Here is a 7,101-nt window from a genome sequence, read left to right as displayed (position 1 = left end):
AGCGCTTGAATGGCATTCAAGAGGTCGGCGGTTCGATCCCGCTTAACTCCACCATTTAAGCTATTTTTAAGTTTTAATCACTTCTTTTAAATCTCTTTTACTTCCTTTCAATACCGGTATTTAGGGCTTTTTAGTAATTTTTGATTATTTTTGTTTCTTTTTATGTTATAATTGTTTTAAAATAATTCAGTTAGTTATTAGGTTAGTTAAAAACCTATTTACAGAAAGAGTGATAAATATCGACCAAAAGCCCTTTGGCGCATATATCGCACAAAAACGAAAAATGGTATAAGCGAGAGCTATATCGCAAAAATCATTAAGATGAACGAAAAATATATACCTCCATCTTTTGACGAGCGCGATGCAAATACGATAAAGTATAGTGATATTTTAGAATTTTGAACCAAAATAATCCGAGTTCTAGTCGTCTCGAAACGCTTCATCGCCTAATAAACGATATAGAAAAGTCTTTGCAATAAATTAAATTTTAATGGAAGGAGAGATTATGTCAGTTGAAGAAGATGGCGCGGCATTTATAGATGAAGATTACGTAAATATCGTGCCGCAGGATCTGCTGGAGCGCGGTATACGCTTAAGGGAGGAGTACGGAATTTATGGAATCGCTTGGAGATTTGATGATGTAATGGAGGTGCTAAAAATCGCAAGAGATAGAGATATGCTTATCGTCGGAGGGGATGTATATCGCCTAAGCGGCGATGAGCCCATCATCACATACGACGGCTGGAATATTAAAGCAGAAGATGACGATGCATTCGAATTGGCGATCGAATATATCACTAATTATCGCGCTAGAAACGGAGATGACTTTGCATATTGCCCAGTCATTTGCCCCGGGCGGGTGTCCAAATGAAAATTTTAACTTCCAATGCAGAATATGTTGGTTTTGCTCGTATTCAAATAAATATAAAAATATGTGCCGAACTGAATGCTAATGTATGCGTAGATGGGATATAAAAGATTTTTAGGAGCGATCTTGAAAAGCAACAAAGTAATCCTAATCCTATCGATCGAAAGCGATAGGGATCTATCCGAAACAATAAGCAGCAACGGCATATCTGCAACAAAAGTCTGGCAAAAAGGAGATTTGAAACTAAAAGGTTCTATTTTAAAATACAGAAATTTTGGCTTTAGCATAGAGGAAAAATTTTATGATATACCTTTTGCGGGAGATCTAGTTAAAAAATTTTTAGCAGATATAAATGTCGCGAGGAGTATAAAATTACAAAGCGTGAAAAAGCTGCTAAGAGTCGTAGTTTACAGTTATAATAGCATGCCCGGTCTATATTATAATGCAAATTTACTGAAACTATTAGCAGATAATAATGTGGATTTGGACAACGACATATACTGCCTAGATGAATAAATTTGAATCTTGAGCAAGGCATATTTATCGATGAAATTCTTTGACTCCGATTGGGCAAAAAACGGCAATCTATCCTTAGAATTTTGTATAAGGATATTTTGAAACCATGAAGCCCGTAAGAATTGTAATGACGATATTTTTTATTATCCTATCGTCTTTAAATTTTCATAAGCTATTGACGGAGGGCGGTTATCGCGGAGGCAAAGTCTATGTCGTAGCCACAACCCAATCCGTCATTATGTAACTACTACTTATCATAGGATTGATCCTGTATTTGATATATCTGATAAGAGTAAAAGAGTATTATAAGCTGGGCTCAAATTTTATGCTTTATAAAAAGGAGGACAAAATGAACTTATCGAATAGAATAAAGGCGCTAAAGGCGCGGCTTAAACTGCAAAAGCCGGAAATTATAACAAATCCGGTACAAAAGGATGAGCTTGTCGAACAAGATCTGTGCGGTAAAGATCTGTGCGATTTAGACCATAGCACAATCAAACTCTTATCGGGAGATTTGCAGGTTTTCAATGACTATACTTTTAGGTATTATATCCTGGATTTTATTGATTTTTACGAGCGCTTCGGCGATGAAGCGATTATAGAAGATATGTTTATTCAAGCATTTGCACCGCCTATGCGGCGGGCGAGAGCGAAACAATTTAGCAGGGATGAGGTAAAAATAATCATAGATTTTTTACAAAAACACTATGAAAATATTACAAGAATTACGCATACCAAGAAATATAAAAAGTTAAAATCCTATGAACAAGAAGAAATTTATATACCATTCAAACATTTTGAAAAGGAGATAAAAAGCGCTATAAAATTTTGGAGAAAAGTATTGTGATGGAATTTTATAAGGATTGGCAAATGCGCTTAATAGAGACCGATTTGGGTAAATATGAGGAATATATCTATTTCTTTATAGAGAAAAACAGGGCGTATTTTAACGCCTACCAAGAACAGATATTTCCTTTCGATATGGAGTACATACCTGGCTTATTGTGGCTGCTTGCATCTTTTGCAGAAACTACGATTAAAATTTTTGATGATTTGGACGAAAAGACAAGAAATGAAATTTTCGATTTTGTGGAAAAGGGAGCGGCAAGCGAAGACGAATATATCGGCACGGCGTTCTGCACCGGCTTTGTTGAAACAATTGTAAATATTGCGAAAGAAGACGAATATAAGATAATTAGCAAATATTTTAGAAATGAAACGCTAGAATACGCCATTGCTTGGATGAAATTTGGCGAATAGCTAGGTCGAGCTTTATTCAAGTCATATTTTAAAACAATAAGGAGTCTTATGCCTAAACATGAATTTTTACTCAAAAAGACAAAAGAAAATATTTTCTCTAAAGAGTATTGCGTAGTAATTAGCGATGATCTGATACTTCGCATTTCGTACTCTCTTGAGTGGGTGCAAACCACATGGAACGATGAGATAAATTTGAAAAAAGGGCTAAATTACTATGGCTATAGCTGGATAGAAGATAAAGCTAAATTTAGAGATATAATATGCTCTTGGAGATCGCTTTTCTTGAGCGTGGATGAGCAAATTGTTTTTGATAAAAATTGTGTGTTAAACAGATCCTCGGTTATCGAGCAATTAGACGGCCTATTGGAACTAATCGATTCGGCAATTAAAAATGATTTATATATTTTGCATTTAGGAATTTAGCGAGTGTGCCGCGATTTAATAATAAAACAGAAGAAAGATCATGAAAAGAAATTATAAAAAGATAATACCCGTAAGAGGTAGAAGAAAATTTTCGATTAATAATTTTAGAAAAATTTTCGCGGAAGGCGATATACTGCAGATCGGTCAAAGGCGGTTTTTATTTTGTAGCTGGAATAATCTGCTACGTATAAACGGCGATAATTCGGGGGAGTTTATAGTATTGCCGCCCGAAGCTAATGCGAAAAATAATAATGGTCTGATTTCTAAAAAGTGGATATTGGAGAATTTAGATTTTGTATGTGATACCGAGCCATCCAGAAATATAAGCATATTTTCTTATTACGATAGCTCTGTGACCGAATACAAAAGGATAAATGATAAAATTCCTGCAAAATTTACTTATAAATTTTTAGAATTCAAAGACGATCTAAAAAATGGAGATATTATAGAGTGTCACAAGGCTTTTCGTCCATATGATCGAAAGATAAAATTTATCGTCGCAACCGATACGAAAGGATGCCCGAGACTACCCTATCTGGAGGGGTTTTATTCCGGTATGTTTGCGCCTATTGGCTATAGCGATAAAATGCGCTCGAATAAAGGACGGGAATATGCGATAAGCTCGAGTTGGCTAATTAAGAACTGGGAAGCCGCCTTTGTCGGTAATTGCGATATAAGGCACACTTATGTAAATTTACAAAATCGAAAAGAGGTTTTAAATTTTACCGATAAGCAACTGGAAAATTTTATAAAAATGAAGCGAAAGAGATTTAAATTTAAATGGAAAAAGTAGATGGGGATTTTAAATCACGCAACAAAAGGTTTTTAAAAGGCGGCGGCGATGATAAAAGACGTTATAAATCCAAGTAATTTTGACGTAGAATTCAGGAAAATAAGCAGAAATAAAAGAGGCGTAGCCAGATCGAGAATAGATTTTGAAAATATCGATGTAGAGGCTAAAATAAGGCTAGTTATGTTTTTAATTTCAAAAGCAAGCCACTTAGATAGCCTAGTTTATAAAATTCTTTTTTGGGAAAGAGATGAGAAAATAGAGGAGTATCTTCTTAAAAACATGAAGGGGCGATACACAAAAGCTAGACCCTATAAAAACGGCGCCAGAGCGGGCGTTATCTTTATAAAAGAAAAAGCGTTTGATCCAAATTTTTTGAGGTCCATACTGCTGCACCATTTTAATTTTGAGCTGGCAAAAGAGCCATCTTTGAATATCAGAGCTCAATTAGCCGCAAACAATAAAGAGAAATTTTCGATTTTATTTGATATATACGATGACCGAGGCTGCTATGCGTATTACTTTTAAAATTTTATAATGAAAATATTTGAGGAAGGAAGATATGGCAATTTGGCAATGTACGTTTTTTATTCTGCCCAAAAGCGATACCTACGATCTACAATACGATCCGCAATATAGCGACATAAAGCTCTTTGAAGACGATAAGTATTGGAAAAAAGCAAAGATCAAAAAAGAGGTATTTTCTGAAATTTCGCACCTATTAAAGCCCGAAAAATCTTGGTCTAGCGAAATGGATCTATACGGAAGCGAAAACGGCAATCGCTTAGAGGTATTTTTTGATGCTAATAATATAATAGAGTCCGTTACGTTTCGTATCGATTTTAGATCCGAGTACGAAGCCGTATTAAGGGGCATAATATCATTGTGTGAGAAAAACGGCTTTTGCATTATAGATGGCAATTTAAATAATTTAAAATTATCCTTTAATGCTATAAAAGAGGCAATCAACAAATCCAAAAACAAAGAATTTTTTACAGAACTTGTTAGAAATAGTATAATAGGCAATAAAGACGGGTAGCCCATCATAGAGGCCGTAGATGATTTCAAATTTAAGGACGATTAAAAATGATTGTAAAATGTATAAAAGAGGACGAGCATGGGCATTTGGGGTTAAACAGAACCTATTTTGTTCATGGTATCCAATATGAAGAGGAACGGATTTATTATTGCATATTACCGTTTGCAGATGATATAGATTACTGTAGATTTAATAGTGAATATTTTCAAGTAATAGATGAAACGGTGCCTACGAATTGGAAATTTGGGATGCATAGGGGATTTTTTGGATGTTTTACCGCGTCTTACGAAGAGCTCATAGCAGACGCGGATCATTATGGAAAGCTTATTGACGGAGATCCGATAGAGGAGGAAATTTTTAAGAAGAGAAGAGCCGAGATGATCGATGACGTATATAATACCCATATCATCAAGGATCTTAACCGCTTCATATATGATCTAAGCCCTAATCTATCGGTACAGATGAATATTGCAAATAAAGTACTGGATATAGAGATATCTGACGCAAATGCTGAGGCCAAACATCGCAAAATGAATATTTTAAAGGATGACGGATATAGCTGGTATTTGATAGAATCGGACATAAGCGCCTTTAAAGCCAACGCTACTAATGATTATTTAAGACCCGTATTAAAATATCTTAAATTGTGGCTAGGCAGAAAGAATTTTAGATAACCGGGCGGAAAGGTTTAATATGGCAAGCGCGACCGATAAAGAAATTTTTATAAAAATTTTGAATGAAGATATCGATGTATGGCGCCCGGCAAAGGCTGCTCAAATCGCACAATATATTTTTAAAATTACCGATACGACGAAATTTGAATCCGAACTGGATGAAATTTTAGAATTCAAATACGGCGATATTGTAAAATGCAGAGAAAAAGACGGCGATTTCTATGCTTTTGAGCTATTATGAAAAAACCCGCCTTATAAATAGCAACGCGCTTATCATATGGCTTGATTTAATCCCATTTTTCGCTATAATGAGCGTCAAATTTCACTCACGGGGATAGCGATGAGCCTTGTTTCTTACGAATTAAAAAAGCAAAAACTAGATGGAGCACGCAATGTGGCGCTTTGGAAGGCGCGTGGCGGCGTGGCGGCGGTAGTGCTGGCGCTGTTTATTGCTATGCGCAAGGATTTCGGAGATTTCTCATTCCTGTTTTTATTGGTGCTGCTAGCTCTTGCTTATCCTGCTTACAAATACCTAGCCGTGCGTATTTCGCGTAAATTTGAAGCGCTCAGTGAAGAGGCCTTTAAGAATGAATTTCTACTCTGGATCGCAAAGGAGCTGCGCCTTACTTTTCAGCCTTTCGGCGCGTTTTTGCTCGATGAAATTTACAAAAATCCGCTCCGTAAAGAGGCAAATCTATGCACTTGCAAGCACGCTATAGTGGGTAAGACGCCCGAATTTGGTATAAAAATCGGTGACATCTGCCTAAGTCGCGATTTCGATAAAAACAGAGAAAATCGGGTCTTTGAGCTGGATAAAATTCTGCATCTTAAAAAAAAGGACGATACCGCGATCTTCGACGGGCTTTTTGCAAAATTTGATTTTAGCGAGACTTTCGATAGTAAAATTTTAGTCGTGCCGCGCGGAGAGTTCATCTTCGGCGCGTCGGATCTGAAGCTGCTTAAAGACAGCCCGCACCTAAGCGCGTCGTTTGATGTTTATCTCAACAATCCCGCCGCCGCTGCATTTTTACAAAACAAAAAGATTTTAGAAAATATGCAGACGATCACCGTAAATTTGTTCGGTAAAACCGAGCTTTATCTGGGCGAAAGCAGCCTCGTAATCGGCGTTGAAAATAGCGAAATTTTCAAATCCGCGCCGAGCTCGCAAAGCGCGAAGCTGCTCGAAAGCCTAAATAAGATGATCGAGATCGCTAAAATTTTCGCCTATCTCAAAAAGCTCGGACAGGTGGAATAATCTACGCTTTAAATTTGAGCGAGCGCCGTTGAAACAATTTAGTTCTTGCCAAGGCTGCGCTTTTTTGCTCGTCCGTTATTAAATCAAACTACTTCGAAAGGCAAGGAATTCTTTAATAGGCAATTTTGCTTTACTATCGACTTTAGCCGCTTAAATTTTTACAAAATTCTATGGCGGCGCTTAAAAAATTCTAAAATCTCTCGAAATTTTACTGACACCCCTCGCACTCGATCGAGCGATCGGCGACGTTGTTTAGCTTCTCGCTATCTGGGCTTT

Annotated in this window: 12 protein-coding genes; all 12 read left to right on the top strand. The window is 36.6% G+C overall.

The features are described 5' to 3' along the window. The first annotated feature begins 505 nt into the window (after positions 1-505). The 12 genes from imm40 (at position 506) to Q0224_RS03490 (ending at position 6,825) form a co-directional block, all read left to right on the top strand. Positions 506-871, top strand: a complete 366-nt coding sequence (imm40, locus tag Q0224_RS03545) for an Imm40 family immunity protein (RefSeq protein ID WP_297949138.1) — start codon at positions 506-508, stop codon at positions 869-871. Between the two features lie 123 nt (positions 872-994). Continuing rightward, on the top strand, positions 995-1,384 hold the full coding sequence (locus Q0224_RS03540; RefSeq protein WP_297949136.1) for a hypothetical protein: 390 nt from the start codon (positions 995-997) through the stop codon (positions 1,382-1,384). Between the two features lie 106 nt (positions 1,385-1,490). Further along, entirely contained in the window at positions 1,491-1,628 is a 138-nt protein-coding gene (locus Q0224_RS03535; RefSeq protein ID WP_297949134.1) for a hypothetical protein, read from the top strand. A gap of 105 nt (positions 1,629-1,733) precedes the next feature. After that, positions 1,734-2,231: a hypothetical protein gene (locus Q0224_RS03530; RefSeq protein ID WP_297949132.1), complete on the top strand. Its 498-nt coding sequence runs from the start codon at positions 1,734-1,736 to the stop codon at positions 2,229-2,231. Between the two features lie 23 nt (positions 2,232-2,254). Next, the gene (locus Q0224_RS03525) at positions 2,255-2,644 is read left to right on the top strand and encodes a hypothetical protein (RefSeq protein WP_297949130.1); all 390 of its coding nucleotides are present in this window, start codon (positions 2,255-2,257) and stop codon (positions 2,642-2,644) included. 48 nt (positions 2,645-2,692) lie between these two features. Then, the gene (locus Q0224_RS03520) at positions 2,693-3,067 is read left to right on the top strand and encodes a hypothetical protein (protein ID WP_297949128.1); all 375 of its coding nucleotides are present in this window, start codon (positions 2,693-2,695) and stop codon (positions 3,065-3,067) included. 40 nt (positions 3,068-3,107) lie between these two features. Further along, positions 3,108-3,860, top strand: a complete 753-nt coding sequence (locus Q0224_RS03515; RefSeq protein ID WP_297949126.1) for a hypothetical protein — start codon at positions 3,108-3,110, stop codon at positions 3,858-3,860. Between the two features lie 48 nt (positions 3,861-3,908). After that, a complete protein-coding gene (locus Q0224_RS03510) occupies positions 3,909-4,385 on the top strand; it encodes a hypothetical protein (protein ID WP_297949124.1) in 477 nt (158 codons plus the stop codon). Between the two features lie 34 nt (positions 4,386-4,419). After that, positions 4,420-4,896 carry a hypothetical protein gene (locus Q0224_RS03505; protein WP_297949122.1) on the top strand — a complete coding sequence of 159 codons (477 nt, stop codon included), beginning with the start codon at positions 4,420-4,422 and terminating at the stop codon, positions 4,894-4,896. A gap of 47 nt (positions 4,897-4,943) precedes the next feature. Continuing rightward, the gene (locus tag Q0224_RS03500) at positions 4,944-5,570 is read left to right on the top strand and encodes a hypothetical protein (RefSeq protein ID WP_297949120.1); all 627 of its coding nucleotides are present in this window, start codon (positions 4,944-4,946) and stop codon (positions 5,568-5,570) included. A 19-nt stretch (positions 5,571-5,589) separates the two neighbouring features. Next, a complete protein-coding gene (locus Q0224_RS03495) occupies positions 5,590-5,811 on the top strand; it encodes a hypothetical protein (protein WP_297949118.1) in 222 nt (73 codons plus the stop codon). A 99-nt stretch (positions 5,812-5,910) separates the two neighbouring features. Beyond that, a complete protein-coding gene (locus Q0224_RS03490; RefSeq protein ID WP_297949117.1) occupies positions 5,911-6,825 on the top strand; it encodes a DUF3137 domain-containing protein in 915 nt (304 codons plus the stop codon). The last annotated feature ends 276 nt before the right edge of the window (positions 6,826-7,101 follow it).

Origin of the sequence: uncultured Campylobacter sp., assembly GCF_938002845.1 — a bacterium.
Taxonomy (GTDB): Bacteria; Campylobacterota; Campylobacteria; order Campylobacterales; family Campylobacteraceae; genus Campylobacter_B.
This window is presented reverse-complemented; position numbering and strand designations above follow the sequence as displayed.

Bases quoted from the DNA above. Each gene is read 5' to 3' on its own strand.
- Q0224_RS03490 (WP_297949117.1), top strand. From the start codon at position 5,911: ATGAGCCTTGTTTCTTACGAATTAAAAAAGCAAAAACTAGATGGAGCA.
- Q0224_RS03500 (WP_297949120.1), top strand. From the start codon at position 4,944: ATGATTGTAAAATGTATAAAAGAGGACGAGCATGGGCATTTGGGGTTA.
- Q0224_RS03515 (WP_297949126.1), top strand. From the start codon at position 3,108: ATGAAAAGAAATTATAAAAAGATAATACCCGTAAGAGGTAGAAGAAAA.
- imm40 (WP_297949138.1), top strand. From the start codon at position 506: ATGTCAGTTGAAGAAGATGGCGCGGCATTTATAGATGAAGATTACGTA.
- Q0224_RS03525 (WP_297949130.1), top strand. From the start codon at position 2,255: ATGCGCTTAATAGAGACCGATTTGGGTAAATATGAGGAATATATCTAT.
- Q0224_RS03530 (WP_297949132.1), top strand. From the start codon at position 1,734: ATGAACTTATCGAATAGAATAAAGGCGCTAAAGGCGCGGCTTAAACTG.
- Q0224_RS03520 (WP_297949128.1), top strand. From the start codon at position 2,693: ATGCCTAAACATGAATTTTTACTCAAAAAGACAAAAGAAAATATTTTC.
- Q0224_RS03510 (WP_297949124.1), top strand. From the start codon at position 3,909: ATGATAAAAGACGTTATAAATCCAAGTAATTTTGACGTAGAATTCAGG.
- Q0224_RS03535 (WP_297949134.1), top strand. From the start codon at position 1,491: ATGAAGCCCGTAAGAATTGTAATGACGATATTTTTTATTATCCTATCG.
- Q0224_RS03495 (WP_297949118.1), top strand. From the start codon at position 5,590: ATGGCAAGCGCGACCGATAAAGAAATTTTTATAAAAATTTTGAATGAA.
- Q0224_RS03505 (WP_297949122.1), top strand. From the start codon at position 4,420: ATGGCAATTTGGCAATGTACGTTTTTTATTCTGCCCAAAAGCGATACC.